This is a genomic window from Bacillus sp. FSL M7-0558 (assembly GCF_038003245.1).
In the GTDB taxonomy this organism is placed as follows: Bacteria; Bacillota; Bacilli; order Bacillales; family Bacillaceae; genus Bacillus; species Bacillus pumilus.
Genome location: NZ_JBBOOU010000001.1, coordinates 2,642,893 through 2,666,627 on the forward strand (window position 1 = coordinate 2,642,893; position 23,735 = coordinate 2,666,627).

22 protein-coding genes and 1 other annotated feature are annotated in these 23,735 nt (G+C 42.6%); of the genes, 8 read left to right on the forward strand and 14 right to left on the reverse strand.

From position 1 onward, the window contains the following. Positions 1–92: 92 nt before the first annotated feature. Entirely contained in the window at positions 93–680 is a 588-nt protein-coding gene (locus MHB79_RS13335) for an NAD(P)H-dependent oxidoreductase (RefSeq protein WP_050943566.1), read from the reverse strand. A 117-nt stretch (positions 681–797) separates the two neighbouring features. Between MHB79_RS13335 and MHB79_RS13340 the strand changes: the two genes are divergently transcribed. Continuing rightward, positions 798–1,229 (forward strand): MarR family winged helix-turn-helix transcriptional regulator, encoded by a 432-nt coding sequence (locus tag MHB79_RS13340; RefSeq protein ID WP_340989945.1) that lies wholly within the window; start codon positions 798–800, stop codon positions 1,227–1,229. Between the two features lie 111 nt (positions 1,230–1,340). Here MHB79_RS13340 and MHB79_RS13345 read toward each other — a convergent pair whose 3' ends face one another. The 5 genes from MHB79_RS13345 to MHB79_RS13365 form a co-directional block, all read right to left on the reverse strand. Then, positions 1,341–1,955: a LysE/ArgO family amino acid transporter gene (locus tag MHB79_RS13345; RefSeq protein WP_310024154.1), complete on the reverse strand. Its 615-nt coding sequence runs from the start codon at positions 1,953–1,955 to the stop codon at positions 1,341–1,343. 130 nt (positions 1,956–2,085) lie between these two features. Beyond that, positions 2,086–3,666, reverse strand: coding sequence for an acyl-CoA synthetase MbcS (gene mbcS, locus MHB79_RS13350; protein ID WP_003216281.1), 1,581 nt, complete (start codon positions 3,664–3,666; stop codon positions 2,086–2,088). A gap of 225 nt (positions 3,667–3,891) precedes the next feature. Continuing rightward, positions 3,892–4,104 (reverse strand): alpha/beta-type small acid-soluble spore protein, encoded by a 213-nt coding sequence (locus tag MHB79_RS13355; RefSeq protein ID WP_003216385.1) that lies wholly within the window; start codon positions 4,102–4,104, stop codon positions 3,892–3,894. An 89-nt stretch (positions 4,105–4,193) separates the two neighbouring features. Continuing rightward, positions 4,194–5,399 (reverse strand): tRNA uracil 4-sulfurtransferase ThiI, encoded by a 1,206-nt coding sequence (thiI, locus tag MHB79_RS13360; RefSeq protein ID WP_340989946.1) that lies wholly within the window; start codon positions 5,397–5,399, stop codon positions 4,194–4,196. A gap of 4 nt (positions 5,400–5,403) precedes the next feature. Continuing rightward, a complete protein-coding gene (locus tag MHB79_RS13365) occupies positions 5,404–6,546 on the reverse strand; it encodes a cysteine desulfurase family protein (RefSeq protein ID WP_340989947.1) in 1,143 nt (380 codons plus the stop codon). A 200-nt stretch (positions 6,547–6,746) separates the two neighbouring features. On the opposite strand from MHB79_RS13365, the gene brnQ (MHB79_RS13370) reads away from it, so the two are divergent. Then, positions 6,747–8,090 (forward strand): branched-chain amino acid transport system II carrier protein, encoded by a 1,344-nt coding sequence (gene brnQ, locus MHB79_RS13370; protein WP_050943561.1) that lies wholly within the window; start codon positions 6,747–6,749, stop codon positions 8,088–8,090. A 210-nt stretch (positions 8,091–8,300) separates the two neighbouring features. Then, positions 8,301–9,644, forward strand: a complete 1,344-nt coding sequence (gene brnQ, locus MHB79_RS13375; RefSeq protein ID WP_003216733.1) for a branched-chain amino acid transport system II carrier protein — start codon at positions 8,301–8,303, stop codon at positions 9,642–9,644. A 41-nt stretch (positions 9,645–9,685) separates the two neighbouring features. Here the strand turns inward: brnQ (MHB79_RS13375) and ezrA are convergent, their stop codons facing one another. After that, positions 9,686–11,389 carry a septation ring formation regulator EzrA gene (gene ezrA, locus MHB79_RS13380; protein ID WP_340989949.1) on the reverse strand — a complete coding sequence of 568 codons (1,704 nt, stop codon included), beginning with the start codon at positions 11,387–11,389 and terminating at the stop codon, positions 9,686–9,688. Between the two features lie 340 nt (positions 11,390–11,729). Between ezrA and hisJ the strand changes: the two genes are divergently transcribed. After that, positions 11,730–12,545, forward strand: a complete 816-nt coding sequence (gene hisJ, locus MHB79_RS13385; RefSeq protein WP_003216431.1) for a histidinol-phosphatase HisJ — start codon at positions 11,730–11,732, stop codon at positions 12,543–12,545. On the opposite strand, the gene refZ is transcribed toward hisJ, so the two are convergent. Then, complete coding sequence (gene refZ, locus MHB79_RS13390; RefSeq protein WP_003216407.1) at positions 12,515–13,180, reverse strand: forespore capture DNA-binding protein RefZ; 666 nt, start codon at positions 13,178–13,180, stop codon at positions 12,515–12,517. The genes hisJ and refZ overlap by 31 nt on opposite strands. A gap of 126 nt (positions 13,181–13,306) precedes the next feature. On the opposite strand from refZ, the gene MHB79_RS13395 reads away from it, so the two are divergent. Next, positions 13,307–13,804, forward strand: coding sequence for a GAF domain-containing protein (locus MHB79_RS13395; RefSeq protein WP_003216603.1), 498 nt, complete (start codon positions 13,307–13,309; stop codon positions 13,802–13,804). Positions 13,805–14,103: 299 nt separating this feature from the next. Next, positions 14,104–14,706: a 30S ribosomal protein S4 gene (gene rpsD / locus MHB79_RS13400; RefSeq protein ID WP_003216816.1), complete on the forward strand. Its 603-nt coding sequence runs from the start codon at positions 14,104–14,106 to the stop codon at positions 14,704–14,706. 180 nt (positions 14,707–14,886) lie between these two features. Here rpsD and MHB79_RS13405 read toward each other — a convergent pair whose 3' ends face one another. From MHB79_RS13405 to MHB79_RS13420, 4 genes are all read right to left on the reverse strand, one after another. Then, positions 14,887–15,234, reverse strand: a complete 348-nt coding sequence (locus MHB79_RS13405; RefSeq protein ID WP_185847302.1) for a BclA C-terminal domain-containing protein — start codon at positions 15,232–15,234, stop codon at positions 14,887–14,889. 52 nt (positions 15,235–15,286) lie between these two features. Further along, on the reverse strand, positions 15,287–17,080 hold the full coding sequence (locus tag MHB79_RS13410; protein ID WP_340989951.1) for a hypothetical protein: 1,794 nt from the start codon (positions 17,078–17,080) through the stop codon (positions 15,287–15,289). A gap of 276 nt (positions 17,081–17,356) precedes the next feature. Next, on the reverse strand, positions 17,357–17,920 hold the full coding sequence (locus MHB79_RS13415) for a cysteine hydrolase family protein (protein ID WP_003217596.1): 564 nt from the start codon (positions 17,918–17,920) through the stop codon (positions 17,357–17,359). A gap of 278 nt (positions 17,921–18,198) precedes the next feature. After that, the gene (locus MHB79_RS13420; RefSeq protein WP_372706108.1) at positions 18,199–18,777 is read right to left on the reverse strand and encodes an esterase/lipase family protein; all 579 of its coding nucleotides are present in this window, start codon (positions 18,775–18,777) and stop codon (positions 18,199–18,201) included. 271 nt (positions 18,778–19,048) lie between these two features. Between MHB79_RS13420 and MHB79_RS13425 the strand changes: the two genes are divergently transcribed. Then, on the forward strand, positions 19,049–19,405 hold the full coding sequence (locus tag MHB79_RS13425; RefSeq protein WP_003217612.1) for an antibiotic biosynthesis monooxygenase family protein: 357 nt from the start codon (positions 19,049–19,051) through the stop codon (positions 19,403–19,405). Positions 19,406–19,595: 190 nt separating this feature from the next. Here MHB79_RS13425 and tyrS read toward each other — a convergent pair whose 3' ends face one another. Then, positions 19,596–20,864, reverse strand: a complete 1,269-nt coding sequence (tyrS, locus tag MHB79_RS13430; RefSeq protein WP_340989954.1) for a tyrosine--tRNA ligase — start codon at positions 20,862–20,864, stop codon at positions 19,596–19,598. Positions 20,865–20,917: 53 nt separating this feature from the next. Next, positions 20,918–21,156 (reverse strand) — a binding site (T-box leader). A 58-nt stretch (positions 21,157–21,214) separates the two neighbouring features. Further along, positions 21,215–22,939: an acetate--CoA ligase gene (gene acsA, locus MHB79_RS13435; protein ID WP_340989956.1), complete on the reverse strand. Its 1,725-nt coding sequence runs from the start codon at positions 22,937–22,939 to the stop codon at positions 21,215–21,217. Positions 22,940–23,094: 155 nt separating this feature from the next. Here acsA and MHB79_RS13440 point away from each other — a divergent pair, with 155 nt between their 5' ends. After that, positions 23,095–23,727, forward strand: coding sequence for a GNAT family N-acetyltransferase (locus MHB79_RS13440; protein ID WP_003217598.1), 633 nt, complete (start codon positions 23,095–23,097; stop codon positions 23,725–23,727). Positions 23,728–23,735 lie beyond the last annotated feature (8 nt).

Genomic DNA, 23,735 nt, shown 5'->3' on the forward strand with positions numbered 1-23,735 from the left:
TTTCAAATGACGAGGAAGAGTTCTCCCACCCTCACTGTTATTTTAAAACATAAAAGGATTGAATTAGAAGAAAAGTGACTTCGCTAACTATTTTATGAGCTGATTTTTCTGAAATAGTTGTAGATACGTTTTAATTTGACGTCATGTTTTCCTTTTGGGCTTTCCATCATGCCGAACTCAAAGAACTTCACAGGTTTGATTCCGACATAGTGTAAAAGGGCTCGTTTCATTAAGATCTTGTGTGCATTTTGCAAAAAGAACAAAGGGTAGTTGGTTGGCCCTTGCATCGTCGATACACAAACAGCACTTTTTCCTTTTAACAGTCCTTCTGGAAACAGCCCGCCTGTTTGACGATAAGCAAAATTCGCAGCAAACATGCGGTCAATAAAGCCAAGCAGCATGGCTGGAGGTCTTCCCCACCAAATAGGATATACGAACACGATTTTGTCCGCCCATTTGATCTTCTCCTGATACATCCGAATGTCAGGGTCTTTATGCATGTCACGCCTTTTTTTCTCTTTATTAAAAATCAGCACAGGATCAAATTCTTCTTTGTATAAATCGATGATTTTCACTTCATGAACTAGTGGATTTTCTTCACTGCCTTTCATGATTTCTTTTAAAAAAGCACCATTTAAACTATTGTGATGGGGGTGAGTATAAATAATGAGTACATTCATGTATGATCTCCTTTTATTATCATTTGATAACAAAATGATATACCTCCGTTAAATAGTTGTCAAATGATAATTGTTTTTTGATAATAATTTTGGTATGTTACGTAGGAGGTGATAAACATGAAACATCCCCATTTCTTCAAGGAATTCGTAACATTTGCTTCTACTTTTTCAGAACTAAAACATGACCTGATGAACAAAGTCAAACCAGCTAACTTAACGACCTTACAATACTTAATACTAGAGCAACTAGCTGTCAGCGAGCCGCTTACGCCTAGTGAAATTGCCGACTGTCAGCACATGTCTCTTCCGAATGTCAGCAGAGAACTTAAAAAACTGCACGAGAAACAATTCATTGATAGAGAAGAAGACCGTGATGACAAACGAAAACATGTCATTATGCTGTCTGACAAAGGCCGTGCCTGTATGAACGAAGCCTTTCAGCATATCGAAGGGATGGTATTAGACAGCCTAACTTCCTCGGATATAGAACAAATGGATGATATCGTACAAGCTTTCCGTCTTTTAAATCAAACGATTTTCAAAAAATAACCTAAAAAGGCATGAGCGATACGCTCATGCAAAGGTGGCTAAACGTCAAAATACAAAAAAGCGCGGGCTCTCATCTACCCAAACGCTTCTCGCTTTTTTCTCTATGTACTTTTATACAATCAATTGATAGGCAATGTATAACGCGACAAGCCAGATCATGACCGCTGAAGCTTTATTGATACGGTTCATCCACTTACCGTTTGTATCTAACTTCCCTAGCATTTTCCCTAAAAGAGCGAGCCCAATAAACCATAACCAGGACACGATGATACAAGCGAGTGTAAATGCCCATTTTTCTGCCCCGTTATATTGAAGCGAATTTGTTCCAATCACACCAATGGTATCGAGAATGGCGTGGGGATTTAAAAGTGAAACTGAACAGGCAAAGACAATTTGTTTTCTCGCAGGCATGAATTCCTGCTTCTCTTTAGCATCTGTTGATGAGCTTGTGTTCCACACGGACCATCCCATATAAACTAAAAAACAAAACCCAATGATATAAAGACCGATTTGCAGTACAGGAATGGTGAACACCACAACAGAAACACCAATGACAGCTAATGCAATTAATAGTGTATCACAAAGAGCAGCAGTGATAACGACAGGTAAAGCCTGATATAATCGCGGCTGAAGCGCTCCTTGCTGAAACACAAATACATTTTGTGCGCCCAATGGTAAGATGAGGCCAAAAGCAAGCACGATTCCATGAATGATGGCAATGAACATCTTCTAACATTCTCCTTTTCCAGCAATTTCTTCACATTTTAACATAAAACATCATGATCGCTTCCAGCAGATTTGATTTTCCATAAAAAAAGCGCTGGATGCTTTCATCCAAACGCTTTTCGTTTATTCATCAAGATCCTTTTCGTGCAAGTTCTCTTTCTCTCAGCTCGACACGGCGAATTTTCGCTGACGGTGTTTTTGGCAGCTCGTCGATGAATTCGATTTCTCTTGGGTATTTGTAAGGTGCTGTTGTGTTTTTCACATGCGTTTGCAGCTCTTTGATTAGCTCGTCACTTTGTGCAGTTCCATCACGTAGGACGACATATGCTTTGACGATTGATCCTCTGATTTCATCAGGGCTAGCCACGACCGCACATTCTTTGACTGCTGCGTGTTTGATCAGTGCATCTTCTACTTCAAACGGTCCAATGGTATAGCCTGAGCTGACGATGATATCATCTCTACGGCTTTCAAACCAGAAGTACCCATCTTCGTCTTTTTTCGCGCGGTCACCCGTAATAAAGTAATTCCCGCGGCGCTGCGCCTTTGTACGCTCTTCATCTTTGTAGTATTCCTTAAATAAAGCCGGCGTTTCAAGATGAACCGCAATATCACCAATTTCTCCAGGAGCGCATACGCTGCCGTCCTCATCAATGATCTCGACTTCGTTTCCAGGTGTTGGTTTTCCCATACTGCCTGGCTTGATGTCCATTCCTTTTAGAACCCCTACGAGCAGTGTGCTTTCTGTTTGGCCATAGCCATCTCGTACTTCTATATCGAAATGCTTTTTGAATGTATCAATGACTTCACGGTTCAGTGGCTCTCCCGCAGAAACGGCACTATGCAATTTTGGCAGCTCGTACTGACTTAAGTCATCTACTTTCGCCATAAATCGGTATTCTGTCGGCGTACAGCATAGGACATTGATTTCATTTTTTTGAAGCAGCTCTAAGTACGTATTTGGATTGAATTTTCCTCCGTATACAAAGCCTTCTGCGCCACTTCCTAACACAGATAAGAGTGGGCTCCACACCCATTTTTGCCAGCCTGGTCCTGCTGTCGCCCATACTTTATCTCCTTCATTAATGGAGAGCCATGCTTTGGCAGCGGTGCGTAAATGTGCATATGCCCAGCCATGTGTATGAACAACCCCTTTTGGGTTGCCTGTTGTACCAGATGTATAGGATAAGAACGCCATGTCTGTGCGTGTTGTTGGAGCCATTGGAAGCTCGCTTGATTGGTGATCCTTTTCCGCAAGAATATTTGTCCAGCCATGATCGTTTTCACCGATTGAGAATGTTTTAAAATCGTTTGGCTGATTGGTTCCGTCGAACGATTGAATGAATGAAGAGTAAACGATCGCGCCCTTTGCTTCTGCATGTTCAATTCGGTAATCTAAATCTTTTGCACGCAGCATTTCTGAACAAGGAATGACGACCATTCCTGTTTTCAAGATCGCTAAATAAATGCTGTATGCCTCTAGCATGCGCGGCACCATCACAATGATTTTATCGCCTTTTTTAAAGCCTGCATTTAATAATACATGACCAATTTTATTTGCTTCTTCCACTAAAGATGCATACGTCACATGTGCTTCGTAGCCATTTCCATCCTGCCAGTGCAGGGCCTTTTTCTCCTTGTCATGACTGAACGCTTCAATCTCACTGACTAAGTTATATTGTTCTGGTGCAATTAAGTCTTCTCTTTTCATGGTACAGCTCCTTTTAGCCTCTTTCTATGAAACGAAACATGTTTCAATTTACCTATTCTAACATTCATAACTGAAAAATGCTTGAATTAGGACCTACTCCTAGTATTATGCCATGATTTTTTCATTCCGTCTTCTTTTTTGTAAATATTCAAACTATTTTTATGTACAAAAAGAAAAGAGCGGGAATGATCCCGCTCCTAAGCCATAGCTTTTTAATTGTGTGTCTTAGAAAGATCCACCACCCATATGTTGTTGAGCGTAAGATACAAGACGTTTAGTGATTTCTCCACCAACTGATCCGTTAGCGCGAGCTGTTGTTTCTGGTCCAAGGTTTACACCAAATTCTGAAGCGATTTCATACTTCATTTGGTCGATCGCTTGTGCAGCGCCTGGAACGACTAATTGATTAGAACTGCTTTGTCTGTTTTGTTGAGCCATGTGTTCTCACCTCCTTGTGAATATAGAATGTGTAGAAACACATGACTTCATGCGATCGATTTTATGGTAATTATTATGAAATTTTTATTTTAGAATAAATCAGCGAATTCGTCAGCCGCTTTCTTCTCATTTGTGACGATAATCGTTTCGATTTGATCCACTGCCTCATCAAGCATTGGCTCGAAATCAGCAAAGCTTTCGTAGCGTTCTACTTTCTCAAGCTTTGGTTTTGTTTTAGGAGACGGCGGCGTAAAGATCGTACAGCAATCCTCGAAAGGTTGAATACTTGTATCGTATGTGCCAATTCGTCTCGCTTCTTTAATAATGTCATTCTTATCAACCGCAATAAGCGGGCGAATGATTGGTGTATTGGTTACATGGTTAATGGCATACATGCTTTCAAGTGTCTGACTTGCGACTTGTCCAAGGCTTTCACCGGTAATAATCGCAAGAGCATCACGCTTCTCTCTTATTTTATCTGCGATTTTCAGCATCATTCTTCTTGTTGATGTCATCGTATAGTTTTCAGGTACTTGTTTGTGAATCAGCTCTTGAATTTTTGTGAAAGGTACGATGTGAAGCTTCACTTCGCCCCCATATGCAGCTAAGCATTCTGTAAGATCAATGACCTTTTGTTTGGCACGTTCACTTGTATATGGGGGACTAAAGAAATGGACGGCCTCAATTTGAATTCCGCGTTTCATCGCTTGGTAGCCGGCAACTGGGCTGTCAAAGCCGCCTGAAAGCATGAGCATCGCTCTTCCGCTTGAACCCACTGGCAGTCCGCCTGCACCCTTGACATCTTTAAATGTAATGTATGTCGCATGTTCTCTTATTTCAATGCGCAAATGTACATCCGGCTGTTTGACATTGACCGTTAAGTTTTCCGTATTCTTCAGCACATGTCCGCCAATTTCCCGGTTCATTTCATTTGAATCAAGTTCAAATTGCTTATAAGAGCGTTTCGTTGAGACCTTAAATGTATCTCCTTGTTCATATACTTCCTGTACCGCTGTGAGTGCCGCTTCTTTGATGGCATCGAGGTTTGTCTCACATTTCACTGCCAGACTAAAGCTCTGAATGCCAAATACACCTTTAAGCTGTTCTGAAATCGGTTCAGGGTCTTCCCCGTTCAGCATGATCGTGATGCGGTCTCTGTCAGATGCATACTTTAATGCTTCAAAGTCTTTTAATACAAACCGGATATGCTGCCTTAGTTTTTCAATAAATTTCTTTCTATTTTTTCCTTTTGTTGAAATTTCACCAAAACGGACTAAAATATGATCATATTTCATGCTGTTATCTCATTCCTTTTAATTTTTTCACACTTTGTGCGATCGATGTGATGATTTGCGGCGCTAGTTCGGGTCCTTGTCCATACGTCAAACTGATTCTCATACTGCTTTTTGCCACTTCTTCCGGCCTCCCCATCGCTAAAAGAACTTGGCTTGGTTCTTTTTTCTTGGCTGAACAGGCAGATGTTGTCGAAACATACATGCCTTCTTTTTCAAGCATATGAAGAAGGACCTCAATTTGAATACCTGGTACTGAAAAATTCACAATATGCGGCGCACTTTGGGTTAGCGGTGTGTTGATGACAATACCTTCTATTTCTCCAAGCTGCTTTTGCAGCTGCGTTTTTAAGTTTAGCATTTCATCATGATGTTTTTTTTGCAGCTCGAATGATTGTTTCATGGCTTTTGCTAAGCTGACAGCACCAGCAGGGTTTTCGGTACCTGAACGTAGGCCTAATTCCTGCTCTCCTCCTGTGATAAAAGGGGCAAGCACTACACCTTTCTTTAAAAAGAGCGCTCCTGTGCCTTTTAAGCCATGAATTTTATGGCCAGATATCGTCAAAAGATCCACATCCAGTTGTTTATTAAGTGCTACTCTGCACATTCCCTGCACCCCGTCGACATGAAATAGGGCATTTTCAGCATGCTCACGAATCATGCCAGCAGCTTCTTCAATTGGCTGGGTGGCACCCGTTTCGTTATTGACGTGCATCATGCTGATAAGCACTGTATCAGGGCGAAGCACTTCTTTTAAATGATTCATATCTGCATGGCCATGCTCATTTACTTGAATATAGGAGATGTCAAAACCAAATAAAGCCTTCAGCTGTTCAAACGATTCGATGACAGACGGGTGTTCAATTACTGTTGTCACAATATGTTTCCCCCGATTCATTTTGGCGAGAGCTGCTCCTTTAATGGCGATGTTATTTGCTTCTGTTGCACCAGAAGTAAAAATAACCTCATATTGTTTCAAACCTGTATAGTGAAGGATTTGTTTTCTCGTTTCACTTAGCAAGCGGCTCGCATCAATTCCAAGCTGATGTAGCGAAGACGGATTCCCAAAAAAACGTTCACTCACTTGCTGATATACTTGTAAAACCTCAGGGTACGGTTTTGTTGTTGCACTATTATCGAGATAAATCATACTTGGACTCCTTACAAAAAGCTTTAAAAATAAATGCATTTATATGTTACCATAATGAAGTCAGACAGAGAATTTTCTGAAAATGGCAGTTGACAACTTTTCATTTTCACTATATCATGCATAGTGCAATTGGCACATAAACACCTAAATTGTCAGAATATTTAAATTTAGCACATTACATTGGATAAGGAGGAACTATTTTGAAAAATAGTTTAAGTATAAAAGAGACATTAGCCATTGGTTTAATGCTTTTTGCATTATTCTTTGGCGCAGGAAATATGATTTTCCCGCCTGTCCTTGGACAATATGCAGGTGAGAATGTTTGGCTTGCTATCGGTGGATTTTTACTCACAGGAGTTGGTCTTCCGCTTCTAGGAGTTATTGCTATTGCCCTTACAGGTACCGGTGCAAAAGGCCTTGCGGATAAAGCCCATCCTATATTTGGAACCATTTTCACTGTCATTCTGTATTTATCCATAGGACCATTTTTTGCTATCCCGCGAACAGGTACGGTTTCTTACGAGATTGGTTTAGCACCGTTTCTGTCTGAAACACAAACCTCTTCATGGGTACCGCTTTTCTTATTCACCCTTGTGTTTTTCACGATTACGTATCTGCTCGCTTTGAACCCTTCAAAGCTTGTTGATCGAATCGGCAAAGTGTTGACACCTATCTTATTAACGGTCATTGCAATTATTGTATTTAAAGCCATAGCTACACCGATGGGAATAATCGGTGCGCCTGATGCGACTTATAAAGCAAACCCTCTCTTCACTGGGTTTTTAGAGGGCTATAAAACAATGGATGCTCTCGCTTCTCTCGTATTTGGAATCGTTGTTGTGACAGCTGTTAAAGAAAGAGGCATCACAGAGCGCAAATCTCTTGCGGCGGCCTGTATAAAAGCTGGCCTTGTTGCAGCAGCTGGACTAGCACTAGTGTATATCTCGCTTGCTTATGTCGGTGCTTCAAGTCCTGATACAACCGGAATGGTTGGGGCAAATGAAGGCGGCAAACTGCTTTCACTATCAGCAAACTTTTTATTTGGTTCTGCTGGTAACATTGTCCTTGGTGTAGCCATTTTATTTGCTTGTCTCACAACAAGTGTTGGGCTTGTCTCATCATGCGGCGAATATTTTTCAAAGCTTTTCCCAGCACTTTCTTATCGCACAGTCGTACTCATTGTTTCTTTATTTAGCACATTGGTTGCAAACCTTGGACTGGCACAAATCATCTCTCTATCGGTCCCTGTACTCGTAGCGATATATCCACTGGCAATTGTCATTATTTTATTGTCATTCCTTGACCGCTGGATTAACGGTAGACGAGTGATTTATGTAGTATCCCTCATCTTTACTGGTTTCTTTGCCATCATTGATGGATTATTAGCTGCCAAAATCAATCTCGGTGGGTTGCCTGCCTTCTTAGATGCATTCATTCCATTTTACGATTTGGGCATTGGATGGGTCGTACCAGCAATTATCGGCGCAGGTATTGGCGTACTCATCTCTATGTTGACTAGCCCGCCTAAACAGCTCGCATCATAATCATGCTTCAAACATCCCCTTCCAAAGATGAAGGGGATGTTTTTTTATTGTCCTCCATATACTAAAATAGAAAAATTCATGACTTTTGTACGAAAACACATGTTGACATCAGACGCACATCCTTTATAATTAGTGATTGTTAATGATGAACGGTTACCTAGCAACTAATTAACAGAATATTTCAACATAATATTGGAGGCTTTATATTCAATGAAGGCAACATTGTCGACGAAAGATACAGTTATTATCGGTTTTATGTTATTTGCTCTATTCTTCGGCGCCGGAAATATGATTTATCCACCAGAACTTGGGCAATATGCTGGCACAAATGTATGGAAAGCAATGGGCGGATTTTTATTAACAGGTGTCGGTTTACCTCTTCTAGGGATTATTGCGATCGCTTTAACAGGTCGAGATGCGAAAGGATTAGCTGATAAAGCTCACCCAGCTTTTGGAACAGCGTTTACCGTCATTTTATATTTATCTATTGGGCCGCTTTTCGCTATTCCTCGTACAGGAACGGTTTCATATGAAATTGGTGCATTACCCTTTTTAGCAGGTGTACCAGCTTGGCTCTCCCTTCTTTTATTCACACTTGTCTTTTTTGGTATTACGTATTATCTTGCTCTAAATCCAACGAAGATTGTAGATCGTGTAGGGAAAGTGTTAACACCGATTAAATTTACGATCATTCTTATTATTATTGTCAAAGCCATTTTAACGCCTATGGGCGTCATTGGCACACCTGATGTATCCTATAGCAACGGATCATTTTTCAAAGGATTTTTAGAGGGCTATAAAACCATGGATGCTCTTGCTTCTATAGTGTTTGGGGTTGTTGTCATCAACGCCATTAAAGGACGCGGTGTGACAAGTAAAAAGGCACTGACCTCTGCTTGTATCAAAGCAGGTCTGATTGCAGCTTGCGGATTAACGTTTGTTTATCTATCTCTTGCTTATTTAGGCGCTTCAAGTACACACGCCATTGGTTTTGTTGGAGATGGCAGTAAAATCTTGGCTCAGTCTTCTCAATTCCTATTTGGCAGTTTAGGAAATATTGTGTTGGGTGCTGCGATTACGGTTGCTTGTTTAACAACAAGTATCGGCCTCGTTACATCATGCGGAGAGTATTTCTCGAAGTTACTACCTAAGCTTTCGTATAAAATGGTCGTTACACTCGTGACATTATTCAGTTTTATCATTTCGAATTTTGGACTTGCTCATATTATCGCTTTCTCTGTACCAGTTTTAACTGCGATTTATCCGCTAGCGATTGTGATCATTGTTTTGTCACTTGCTGATAAGTGGCTTGGACATAGAAGACCTGTATATGCTCTCTCTTTAATTTTAACAGGCTGCGTTAGCTTATTTGACGGCTTAGCAGCAGCGAAACTTCCAATCGATCCAATAAAAGACGTCTTCCAATCAATACTGCCTTTATATGACCTTGGCATAGGCTGGATTGTCCCTGCAATACTTGGAATCGTGATCGGATTTGTAATCTCTCTTTTCACTTCTTCTGCTTCAGAAGAGCGTCAAAAACAAGCGTCATAATATAAAAAAAGCTGAAGTCCATTGATAGGACTTCAGCTTTTTTATTGATGCTGATACTCTTTTTCTTGCTGAGCTAACAGCTTTTGAACAGCTCCGGGTGATGCTTTTTCAACAGCCGCTGCTGCTATATCAAATGATCCGTTGTAATCATAGGCGTAAAATCTTCGTTCAGCCTCTTTCAATTGTTCTGAAAGAATGTGGTTTTGACTTCTAAAGCGATTGCCATATTGAATGATTCGTTCAATTTGATCCACTTTACCAAGTATTTCTTCTGTCTCATCCACAACATTTTTGACTGTGTCAGAAGCATCTTTTAATTGCTGATTTACTGCCGGCATGTTGAGTGGCAGGTTTTCCAGCTGCTCGTGCACTTGATGAATCATCTCCTGCGCTTTTTCAGCCCGCTCTTTCATCTCAGCAGGTACACCTGGAATATTGCTTTTATGCAGCTGGCGTACTGTATCTGTCAGCATGGTTTTGAGGTCAGTCAGTGTTTCTCTCGCTTGTAATTCTTCTTTTCTTAACGATTGGAGATGACCTTTAAATGTGTCATGCAATGCTTTTGCATCCTCGATAAAGGTGTCCAGCTGATTGATTTCATCCATTAATAATGAATATGCCACGTGATCACGATCAAGCTTCTCACGGATTTGTTTCATCAGCTTTTCAATCTCTTCTAAACGTTTTTCAAATGCCTTCTGTTGATCGAGTTCTCCTGCTGTCAGCTTGTAGCTTTCTTTCACAAGAGCCGTTTCTGCCTTTGTTTGTGTGTGATCTTGCTCGAGCTTTTCGAATGCTTCTGTGAGCTCAGGCATTCTGCTTTTAATTTCCTGACCTGCCTCTACTTCCGCCTCTAGCTGATCATACAGCGTCTCAATCGCATCATCAATCATTTGCAGAATGCTTGATGCCTCTTCTAAATTGAGTTCATCAATGAGCAATTTTTCCGCTCTCGCAAGCTGTTTGTTTAAAGTCTCCAGCTCTTTCGTGATCTGGATGTGCTCCAGCTTGTAGCCTTTTTCCGACATTTCTTGATATCCGTCTTTCAGCTTCGTCAGCTGACCTGGTACGGTTTGTTTGCAGTCTGCAATAAGCTTTGGTACATCATTGATATATAGTTGAAGCTGGTCGAGTCTGCGGTCTTGCTCAAGCAAAATCTTTCTTGCTTTCATGTAGTTTCCGTTTTCTGTTTCTTCCTCGTACTGCTTAATCCCTTCCCAGGCCTCATCTAAGTCCTGCTCCATTTTGTCATAGAGGGTGCCATATAAATGGCTGTACGCAAGCAGATTTTTTCGAACCGTTTGATATTGCTCCTTGACCTTTTCAATGTCCTTGCGATTTTGCTCCTCGCTTGTGACAAGGTCTGCAATTTCTTTTAAAATGTCTTCAATGTTCGAATCAGCAGCACTCAGCAAGTCCTCAATGTGCGTTAGAACCTGCTTGGCTTTGGAGAATCGATATTTATCAGAATACTCTTCTGCGTCATATAATAGCTCCTCTACCTTTGGAAGATGGGCTGTGACGATATCGTCCCACTCTGCACGCCATCTTTCAAAAAACTGCTCTGTTTCTCCGGTCATTTTTAAGTGTTTGATTTTTGAAATTTCTTCTACAATTGATCTGTTTAAAATTTCAATTTTCCATGCTTCCAATCGGTCAATCTCTTTATATATATTTTTTCTGAGGAAATAACCGACTGAAAACAAAGCAAGCAAAATGACAATTAAACCGATGATAAACTCCATAATGAGCCCCCTTGTTGTGATCTAAGTGATGTCAGGGTAAAAGTGTCCCGAGTAGACCTGAGAACCCTTTCGTGTCCGCTTTGCATTTGTCTTTTTATAAACAGGATCGTATGTTTTCCAATACCATCCATTCACGGTTGTATGTATGTTTTTCAAGAAAGTATTTGATCGCTTTCTATCATTTGATCACACGTATCCATGTGACCTGCTTTTATGTATGCGGAAGCTGTCGTTTTCATTGTTATTATGATACCATGTAACCAGCATTTTTGGTCATGATTTTTCATTATTTTCGCTGATAAACATGACGTTTTTCAAAATATCGACAAGAGGTGACGACATGCTGAAGCAAGATGCACATCTACATACACCGTTTTGCCCGCACGGCTCGCTTGATTCTTTTCATTCTTATATTGAAAAAGCCATCAAAAAGGGATTTGATTCCATAACCTTTACCGAGCATGCCCCTCTGCCTCCATCGTTTCAAGATCCAACACCAGAGCAGGATAGTGCCATGAAGCTCCAAGAACTTGACTCGTATATAACGAAATTGGATCAGTTGAAACAGGAATACAAAGGCCAATTAATAGTAAAAACTGGGCTTGAGGTTGACTATATCAAAGAGTATGAAGAGGAAACAAGTGCCTTTTTAGACTGCTATGGTCCAGAACTAGACGATAGCATTTTATCTGTTCACTTTCTTCCTGCTGGAGATGATTATATTTGCCTTGATTTTGACGAGCATGCCTTCCAGCAGCTAATAAGCCTCTATGGCAGCATCGAAAAGGTCTATCAAAGCTACTATGACCAAATTCATTCTTCTATTCTATCATCTTTAGGTCGCTATAAGCCAAATAGAATCGGTCATATCACCCTTGTGCAGAAATTCAAACAGCTTTTCCCATTTGAGATGACATCTGCACTTTGTCAAAAGATCACCCTTTGTCTTGAAGAAACGGCAAAAAAAGGCATGTCCTTAGATTTTAATACATCAGGTCTTCGTAAAACATATGCCAGAAGTATCTATTTAGATCAATGGATGATTGATCTTGCAAAACAGAAAAAAATTCCGCTCATTTTTGGGTCTGATGCCCATCAAGCGGAAGATCTCGGATATGCTTATGATCAATTCGAAGACATCATGAGTTTTAAATGAGAATCTAATGCCGGCTTTTTGGGTTCTAGTAAATGATGAAGCGAGCGGCTCAGTTCCTTAAAATACATTTGATAGAAATAAGGCTCATTTGGATTTAAATAAAGCACCTCCATTAAATATTGCGGCTGTAAATAGGGCATCATGAGTAGTGATTTTAGCTGAATCATAAAAGAGGAGATGGAGAGCTGCTCACAAATCACATGGGTGCTTTTTCCTTTTTCAATGATGAGCTGAAACAAATATTTTTCTTTCGTTAAATAGGTCGACATAATTTCTCTAATGAGCGTCGAATCAATCGTCACCTCTCGATAAACGAAACGGGTTAATTGACGGTGCTTGTGCTGATAAGATAAAATATCAAAAACCACATGTAGTAAGCATTCTTTTGCATGACGAGTTTCCATGTGATGGATATGTGATTCAATCATGTGAATATAGCCTTCATAAAAATCGGATACGAGCTGCTCAAGCAGCCCTCCTTTTCCTTGAAAGTAATAAGAAATGTGGGCAACGTTGACGTTTGCTTCCTTCGCAATCTCACGGACAGAGGTTCCAGAAAATCCTTTTTGGTTAAAAAGTCTGATGGCAGCTTCAATAATACGGTCTTTTGTTTGCACGGTTGTTGATGCTTTCATCCGCTCACCCCTCTTCATGTGTACATACTTCAAGATGAAGGCGGAAGTTCCTTTTACAATTGCTCGACAAATCCCACATGTGAGACGCAAGTTATGTATTTTTGAGATAGAAAGTAGGAGATTTTCATGTTTCATGTCGAAAAACAGTCTGGCGATCCATCAAAAAACTATCAATTGCTCGTTAAACAGGTCGAAGCCATTACAGATGGTGAGCCTGATCTAATTGCCAACCTAGCAAATGCGGCGGCGCTATTGTATCATTCACTCCCAGAGGTCAATTGGGCAGGGTTTTATTTGGCTAAAGGCGGCGAGCTTGTGCTCGGACCGTTTAACGGACTGCCTGCATGTGTGCGTATCCCATCTGGAAAAGGCGTTTGCGGTACTGCGTTTGCAACAGGTGACGTCCAGCGTATCGCTGATGTGCACGCATTCCCTGGACATATCGCATGTGATGCAGCATCACAATCTGAAATTGTCGTGCCGCTCAAAGTAAATGGAGAGATCATTGGGGTGCTCGACATTGACAGCCCCGTGAAAGACCGTTTCAGTGAAGTAGATGAAACCTACTTAATTCAATTTACCGAGGTACTCCAAAAGGCATTATCCGCTTCTACAAATGCGTAACCTTACAAAAAAGCAGGCAAATTGTCTGCTTTTTTATTTTTCTTCGCAGACGCGAAGCATCGCCATTGCCTCTAAATAGGTTGACTTCTCCTATCCAGCGTCATATAATAGAATTTGTGTGAAATATGGCAGCCTTTTTGTTCGGCTTTTTTGTATCATTTTGTTCCTTCTATATGAAGGTGCATCTTGTAACTCCCTGCTGCTGGAGCGAGGATGCATGAAAACATAATGACGGAAAAGACAAAGAACAGACGGTTTTTATTTTTCACAAATAAAAACAAATAAGGAGGAGTCACATTATGGCTCGCTATACAGGTCCAAGTTGGAAGATTTCCCGCCGTTTAGGCATTTCATTAAGCGGAACAGGTAAGGAACTTGAAAAACGCCCTTATGCTCCAGGCCCACATGGTCCAGGACAACGCAAAAAACTATCTGAATACGGTTTACAATTACAAGAGAAGCAAAAGCTTCGTCACATGTACGGTGTCAACGAACGTCAATTCCGTACACTATTTGACAAAGCTGATAAACTTCCTGGTAAACAAGGTGAAAACTTCATGATCCTTCTTGAAACTCGCCTTGACAACCTAGTATACCGTCTTGGCCTTGCTCGTACTCGCCGCCAAGCTCGTCAGCTAGTCAACCATGGTCACATCCTTGTTGATGGAAGCCGTGTAGACATCCCATCTTTCTCTGTGAAACCAGGTCAAACGATAGCTCTTCGTGAGAAATCTCAAAACCTTGCAGTTGTGAAAGAATCAGTTGAAGTGAACAGCTTCGTTCCTGAATACCTTACTTTCGATGCTGAAAAGCTTGAAGGAACTTTCACTCGTCTTCCAGAGCGTTCTGAATTAGCGCCTGAAATCAGCGAACAACTAATCGTTGAGTTCTACTCTCGTTAATTTCATGACTCTCCAAAGAGAGGTCAAACAAACCCTAGATCCCTTGATTGTTCAAGGTGGTCTAGGGTTTTTTGTTTGCATTCTCCTATGAACAAATGAATTTAAAACATATATAGAAAACAGACTATACACAAGACGAGCACCAGACAAAACTTCTAAAAGCATTTCTACACATTGAAGTTAGTCTAATTTTTTAATAATAATAGAAGCATTCACGTTTGTTTGAGTCCCTCCTGCTAGGGTTTGAAGAGTAACTGCTGCTGCGGAAGTATGGTTTACAAGAGTAAGCGTGTCACCCGCTGCTAGAGCGAGGATTGCCTGACCGTTATTCTGTTGAGTACCAGCTCCTGACCCATAAACTGTGTTCGTCACAGGACCTCCATTTACAAATAGGGTAAATTGATTTGGCTCTACGCCAGAAACTGAAAAAGTAACCTCGTAGTTTCCTGGATTGGTGACTATAATTTGAGAAGTTCCAGGGGCATGTGTAATACCAGAAGTAATAATTCCAGTAGAGTCAAAAATCACCGGGGCCTCTAAAGCTACTGTTTCAGCACTTAGATTGTATACATATGCAAATTCAGCTAGCCCTGCTCCTGTTGCTCCCGTTGCACCTGTTGCACCTGTTGGACCGGTTACTCCTGTTGCTCCCGTATCTCCTGTTACACCTGTTGGACCGGTTGCGCCTGTTGCTCCTGCGGCCCGTTGCACCGGTCGCTCCTGTAGCTCCCGTATCTCCTGTTGCACCTGTTGGACCGGTTGCGCCTGTTGCTCCTGCGGCACCCGTTGCTCCTGTTGCACCTGTTGCACCGGTCGCTCCTGTAGCCCCCGTATCTCCTGTTGGACCGGTTGCGCCTGTTGCTCCTGCGGCACCCGTTGCACCGGTCGCTCCTGTAGCTCCCGTATCTCCTGTTGCACCCGTTGCACCGGTTGCGCCTGTTGCTCCCGTATCTCCTGTTACACCTGTTGGACCGGTTGCGCCTGTTGCTCCTGCGGCACCCGTTGCACCGGTCGCTCCTGTAGCTCCCGTATCTCCTGTTGCACCCGTTGCACCGGTTGCGCCTGTTGCTCCCGTATCTCCTGTTACACCTGTTGGACCGGTTGCGCCTGTTGCTCCTGCGGCACCCGTTGCTCCTGTAGCTCCCGTATCTCCTGTTGCACCTGTTGGACCTGTGGCTCCTACGGCACCCGTTGCTCCTGTTGCACCTGTTGCACCGGTCGCTCCTGTGGCTCCCGTATCTCCTGTTGCACCCGTTGGACCGGTTGCTCCTGTGGCTCCCGTGGCACCCGTTGCTCCTGTTGCACCGGTCGCTCCTGTGGCTCCCGTATCTCCTGTTACACCTGTTGGACCGGTTGCTCCTGTGGCTCCCGTATCTCCTGTTACACCTGTTGGACCTGTGGCTCCTGTAGCTCCTGCGGCACCCGTTGCTCCTGTAGCTCCCGTATCTCCTGTTACACCTGTTGGACCTGTGGCTCCTGCGGCACCCGTTGCTCCTGTTGCACCGGTCGCTCCTGTGGCTCCCGTATCTCCTGTTGCACCCGTTGGACCGGTTGCTCCTGTAGCTCCCGTATCTCCTGTTACACCTGTTGGACCGGTTGCTCCTGTGGCTCCCGTATCTCCTGTTACACCTGTTGGACCTGTGGCTCCTGTAGCTCCTGCGGCACCCGTTGCTCCTGTTGCACCGGTCGCTCCTGTTGCTCCCGTATCTCCCCTTGCTCCTGTTGCACCGGTTGCGCCTGTTGCTCCTGCGGCACCGGTTGCACCGGTTGCTCCTGTGGCTCCCGTATCTCCTGTTGCACCCGTTGGACCGGTCGCTCCTATAGCTCCTGCGGCACCCGTTGCTCCTGTTGCACCGGTCGCTCCTGTGGCTCCCGTATCTCCTGTTGCACCCGTTGGACCGGTTGCTCCTGTGGCTCCCGTATCTCCTGTTACACCTGTTGGACCTGTGGCTCCTGTAGCTCCTGCGGCACCCGTTGCTCCTGTTGCACCGGTCGCTCCTGTGGCTCCCGTATCTCCTGTTGCACCCGTTGGACCGGTTGCTCCTGTGGCTCCCGTATCTCCTGTTACACCTGTTGGACCTGTAGCTCCTGCGGCACCCGTTGCTCCTGTTGCACCGGTCGCTCCTGTGGCTCCCGTTGCACCTGTTGGACCTGTGGCTCCTGTAGCTCCTGCGGCACCCGTTGCTCCCGTTGCTCCTGTGCCCGTGCCTGTTGCACCTGTTGGACCGGTCGCTCCTGTGGCTCCTCGAACCCCTCGTAATCCCCGTAATCCTCTTCGTCCTACAATTACTTTTGTTTCACAAATGATGCAACAATTTGATTTTGATAGTTTCTGTTTACATTTAGGGCATTTTTTATACTTATCACAACCCATCAGTTATTCATCTCCTTTATCATTATAGATATGTTACATCTATAAATACGTGCAGATAAGTTAAATATCCAAAGAATAAAGATAAGCGTAGAATAAACATAATTTGCTAGACTCAGACAAAAGCCTTTTATGAAAATTTGATTGAATTTTGCGCTAAATTTGTCTATTTTTTTCATGATGACTAGAAACTGTTCAAATCCATAAAATCTATCATAAAAAAAATCCCCTAGAATTCTAGAGGATCTTTTGTTCCATGTTTCTCTCAAGTGTGATTTTTTATTTTTCCATCAAATCACTAATCAACTGCTCTGTTGTCAGGACAGTCGCAAATTCATCGTGCAGTGTTGCAAGTGAGAGCCGATGGATCGTTTCTGGGTCAAAATATGTACCGGTTTGATCTGTTAGTCCAAAGGCGGCTGTTGCATCTGAGACTAGGTACGTATCAAAGCCAAGGTTTCCGCTCATTCTTGTTGTTGTAGATACGCAGTGCGGTGTTGTAAGTCCTGCGATCACAACAGTGTCGATCTCGTTTGATCTTAGTTGTTCCTCTAAGTTTGTGCCTATAAAGCTGCTGTTGACTTTCTTTTGGATGACCGTTTCTTCCTCTAGCGGTCTGGCAATCTCTTTGAAAAGATGCCCTTCATTTGCCGGATGAAATACAGAGTCCGGATTGTCAGCTGTATGCTGAATATGAATCACTTTCCAGCCTTCTTCTCTCCAACATGTTAATAGGCGGTTGATATTCTTCTCTGCCTCTAGATTATTCCGTTCTCCCCATTTTTCATGCTCAAACGCCTTTTGTACATCAACAATGATCAAAGCCTTTTGGTTCGTTTGCACAAACGCCCACCTCCAAAAATTCTTACTCACTACATGTAGTGTAAGGAATGGTATTCGTTTTGTACATGTTTTTATTCGGCTATGCACAATGTTTTGTCTGTTTTTGCATCAAAAAGACAAATCACACACTGGTCATGATGTAATAGATACCAATAATCGATGTACAGTTAGACAGCACCTCGCCTATTTGAACTGATTTGATCATCTTCATCTAGCAGCTGTCATATATCGCGTGACATCAAAAAAGACAGCATATACCTGCTGCCTTTTTTCATTTTTTAATTCGTATTCTGTCCTCCGCCGTTCAGCCCTTCTTTAATATAGCCTTTCACTTGGCTTGAGGTTAATAGACCGATATGGCCAACACCATGGATCAGGACGTTTCTTGCACCAATTAAACGAGAGAGGCTGTTGACGACAATGAGATCGGCTGAGCTGTAGACGGATGTGTAAAGAATTTTTTGATTTGGATCTGTGCCTGGTAATGCTCTGCTTGAAACGAGTCCGTTTGCTCCACCAATCGTGACAACGTTTTCAATTTTATCTCCGCCATCAAGATTCTTAATATAGTATAACGTGTTCGCCCCGCCCATACTATGACCTACAATATCTACTTTTTTGGCACCCGTTTTGTCTAACACATCTTGGACAAATCTGGATAGACGTGGACCATTGTTGCGGTTATTACCTGTTTTGTCTATGAAATCGATAGCATATAATTGGTTTCGATCCCAGCCTTGTGTGACCAAGTAACTTTTAATTGAAGCAAAGTTATAAGAGGCACCGCCAATGCCATGCACCATCACAACCGGATTATGCTCAGCCGCCTTCACCTCTTTCGGCTGGATAAAAGCCATTGAACCAATCACCAATGCAAGCGCAACGAGAATTTGCAAACTCCTTTTCTTAAAAAGAATCACTTTCATTCCCCCTTATTCATCTTATACAACTCTATTTTATACAAGAAAAATATGTCAGAAAAGTGAACAAGGTAATGTTTATGAGATGATTTCACAGCCCTATAAATAATCAAAAAGCACCTTGGTCTCTTGTAAATCAAAACTAAAAGACTACGAGATCTATTTTCTTTCATATATAATATGAATAGACAAAAGGAGGTTCTACTAGATGCTATTGACGCAAACACCTGCTCCACCCTACTATGCCGTGATTTTTACATCAAAACGAACAAATATCGAGCAGAAAGAATACGCTGCTGCTGCTCAAAAAATGGACGAATTAGCAAAAGATCTAGACGGGTTTCTTGGAATCGAAAGTGTACGAGATGAACACGGTGTTGGGATCACTGTATCTTACTGGGATTCATTAACAGCAATCAAAGAATGGAAAGCACATACAGCACATCAGCGTGTTCAAAAAAAGGGGAAAGCAGATTGGTATGAAGCCTATACCACCCGAATTTGCAAAGTAGAACATGCTTATACAAACGAAGATTCACTCCTTGAACAAGAAGCAAGCGAATGAGAGAAAACGCCCCTGTAAAATGGTGAGCCTCTTTTATTGAATCAGCCAGCATCATCTTTCTCGTGATGAGTGATATGGATGAAGAAGTCAAAGAACTTGCAGTAGTCTTCATGTTGATTCCTACTTCTCAAAAAGAAAAGCACCTCAATGTATCCTAACATTTGAGGTGCACTTGCTGTTTCTTTAAGATTTATTTATACGTGACGAGGAAGTATTTCTTTTTCCCTCTTCTTAAGACAGTAAATTGGTTTTCAATTCGGTCTTCAGTTGACAGAACATAGTCTTTATCGGTTTGTCTCTCTCCGTTGATGGAAACTGCACCATTTGTGATGTCTTCACGCGCTTGACGTTTTGATGGTGACAGCTTTGATTCCACAAGGACATCGACAAGTGTTAACTCTTCTGTGCTGCTTTTCTCCATTGATGGAACATCTTTAAAGCCTACTTTGACTTCTTCTGCTGAAAGAGATTTAATCTCGCCTTTGAATAGCGCATTTGAGATGTTGACCGCCTGTTCTAGTGATTCACGGCCATGTACAAGTGTCGTCACTTCCTCTGCTAGACGGCGCTGTGCTTCACGTTTTTCAGGTGCTGTTTGCACTTTTTCTTCGTACGATGCGATCTCTTCTTTTGATAAGAACGTAAAGTATTTTAAGTATTTCACGACGTCACGGTCATCTGTGTTGATCCAGAATTGGTAGAACTCATATGGAGATGTTTTTTCTTTATCTAACCAGATGGCGCCGCCTTCTGTTTTACCAAATTTCGTACCGTCTGCTTTCGTGACGAGCGGCATCGTTAAACCGAATGCTTTTGCCCCTTCTGCTTCAGACTTACGGATCAGTTCAAGTCCAGATGTGATATTTCCCCACTGGTCGCTTCCGCCAATTTGCAGCTTACAGTTTTCATTTCTGTAAAGATTTAAGAAGTCTAAAGATTGCAGGATGACGTAGCTAAACTCTGTGTACGAAATGCCTGTCTCAATCCGTGAGCTGACGATATCTTTTGCCAGCATGAAGTTCACACCGAAATTCTTTCCAATATCACGAAGGAACGTGATGACATTCATTTGGCTGATCCAGTCGTAGTTATTCACGATAACGGCTGGATTCTCGCCTGCTTCAAAATCAAGAAATTGAGAGAGCTGTCCTTTGATTTTATCTGACCACTGTTCGACGATTTCTGCTGGGTTTAGTGAACGTTCTGCTTTTTTGAAGCTAGGGTCGCCGATTAGTCCAGTTGCGCCGCCAACAAGAGCAATCGGATGATGGCCTGCTTCCTGGAATCTGCGTAATGTTAAAATTGGCAATAGGTGACCAATGTGTAAGCTGTCCGCTGTTGGGTCAAAACCGGAGTAAAGCTTGATTTTTTCTTCCGATAATAATTTTGTTAAACCTTCTTCATCTGTTTGCTGCTGAATTAATCCTCTGAACGATAACTCTTCCATCAATTGACTCATATCCAATTCTCCTTTTTTTACAATTCAACATAAAAAACGCCCCTTCGAATGAACGAAGGGACGATATATATCGCGGTACCACCCTGCTTAAAAGACAATAAATCACGCCTTTTCACTTACACTGATAACGGATAGATCCGTTCTTTCACTAATCAGGACAGCATACATGCTCCTTTTCGTAAAAGCGGTTCGTGAGGGTAATTCGAATATCTCTTTGTACTGACTCGCACCAGCCGTCAGCTCTCTTGGACAGGGAAAGATGATTCTACTGAATCTCAGTCAAAACCTTTACATATTCAACTAATGTCATTTTAAACATATTTTTGATATCAAGTCAACTGATGAAAAAATTAATCTTCCATTGTCGATAGGTCGCCAGCCGGTAAATTCAGCTCCCACGCCTTTAGCACACGTCTCATAATTTTTCCGCTTCGCGTCTTAGGCAGTTTGTCCTTAAACTCGATTTCTCTCGGTGCCGCATGTGCAGCGAGTCCTTTTTTCACAAACGTACGGATCTCTTCTTTCAGCTCATCTGTCGGCTCATATCCACTTCTAAGCGCAATGAATGCTTTAATAATTTCGCCGCGGACCGGATCTGGTTTTCCAATGACACCAGCCTCTGCAATGGCCGGATGTTCGACCAGTTTGCTTTCCACCTCAAAAGGACCAACCCGCTCTCCTGATGTCATGATCACATCATCGACACGTCCCTGGAACCAAAAGTATCCGTCTTCGTCCATATAAGCTGAATCTCCTGAAACATACCAATCTCCCGGCATAAAGTAAGATTCATATTTTTCAGGATTGTTCCAGATCGTATGCATCATAGACGGCCAGCCTTTTTTGATGGCGAGGTTGCCCATCCGATATGGCGGAAGTTCATTTCCGGCATTATCCACAATCGCAGCTTCTACGCCTGGAATCGGTTTCCCCATTGAACCTGGTTTAATGTCCATGCATGGATAATTACAAATCAGCTGTGCACCGGTTTCCGTCATCCACCAAGTATCATGAATTCGTTTGCCAAATACAGCGTCTCCCCAGCGGATGACTTCTGGATTAAGAGGCTCACCTACACTTAACACATGACGGAGCGATCTGAGATCATATTTTTGAATGAGGTCATCTCCTGCCCCCATTAGCATTCTAAAGGCGGTCGGTGCACTGTACCAAACGGTCACACCTAGTGATTCAATCGTTTCATACCACGTATCAGGGTTAAATCTGCCGCCTAAAATGACATTCGTCGCCCCATTTAACCACGGTGAAAAAATGCCGTACACTGTGCCTGTTACCCAGCCTGGGTCAGCTGTACACCAGTAGACATCGTCTTCTTTCAGATCAAGCACCCATTTACCAGTCTGGTCTTGCTGAACCATTGCGCCATGGACATGCAGCACACCTTTTGGCGTACCTGTCGACCCTGACGTGTAATGAAGCAGAAAGCCGTCTTTTTCATCCATCCATTCGATTTCAAGGTCCTTCGCCGCCTGCGCAAAAGCCTCTTCATAATGGATTGTCCGAACGCCATCGACGTCTTCCTTTTCACCGCCGACAATGATGACAGATTCAAGTTTCGGAAGCTCTGCAAATGGAATTCGTTCAAGCAGATCCGGCGTTGTCACAATGACCTTCGCCTCGCTATTTTCTAAACGGTCTTTGACCGCACCTTCCATAAATGCCTCAAATAACGGGCCAACGATCGCACCAATTTTGACTGCGCCAAGCAGAAGAAAATAGAGCTCAGGTGATCTTGGCATAAAGATAAATACGCGATCCCCTTTTTGCACATTCGCATTTTCTCTGAATAGATTTCCCGCTTTATTTGTGTTGATTTTCATATCTCTGAACGTATATTTTTCATCCCGCTGTGAATCTTTGTAGTGAAGCGCCACCTTGTTCTTACGAAACGAGTCCGCATGTCTGTCAATCGCTTCATAGGCTGCATTTATGTTTCCTGTTTCATACCATGAGAAGTTTTTTCTTGCTTCTTCCCATGAAAATTCTTTGTATGCCTGCTCATAATCATTTAAATGATAGTCCCCTTTTACTGATGGTAGCGTTTCCACTTTCATCAAACAGTCCCCCTTTGCATACGTTTACAATGACCATTATAGTATAGATGACTTTTTTTCTCAATTTTTAAAAAACTTATAGTGAAACCGTTTTAATTCTTGCAAGTTTTAAGATAAAATAGAGACGACTCACTAGAATTTGAGGCGGTGGATACGTGGAGCATCCTAAAACTTATTATTCAAAAACCATTAAGCGAGAAACAGGTACCATCCTGATTGAAGGTCCGGTACCTGCATCAGAGCTTGCGAACTATACGTTTCATGAAGGCCTAACGGCATTTCGCACGCCAGAGGAACAGAAACAAGCACTTGTTGAAATAGCAGACCTTCCAGAAGGACGTATTATCATTGCAAGAGTGGATGAGCTTGTTGTCGGCTATGTCACGTATTTGTATCCTGATCCGCTTGAGCGCTGGTCAGAGGGCAACATGGACAATTTAATCGAGCTTGGCGCGATTGAGGTCGCTCCTCCATTTAGAGGCTGCTCACTTGGTAAGCATTTACTTGATGTGAGCATGATGGATGAGCAAATGGAGAATTATATCGTCATTACAACTGAATATTACTGGCATTGGGATTTAAAGGGGACAAAGAAAAACGTGTGGGAGTACCGCAAGATGATGGAGAAAATGATGAACGCAGGCGGTCTTGTTTGGTTTGCAACAGACGAGCCAGAGATCAGCTCACATCCAGCCAATTGTTTAATGGCCAGAATCGGGAAAAACGTGAGTCCTGATTCGATTGAGCGTTTCGATCGTCTTCGCTTCCATCAACGCTTTATGTATTAACGTTCAAT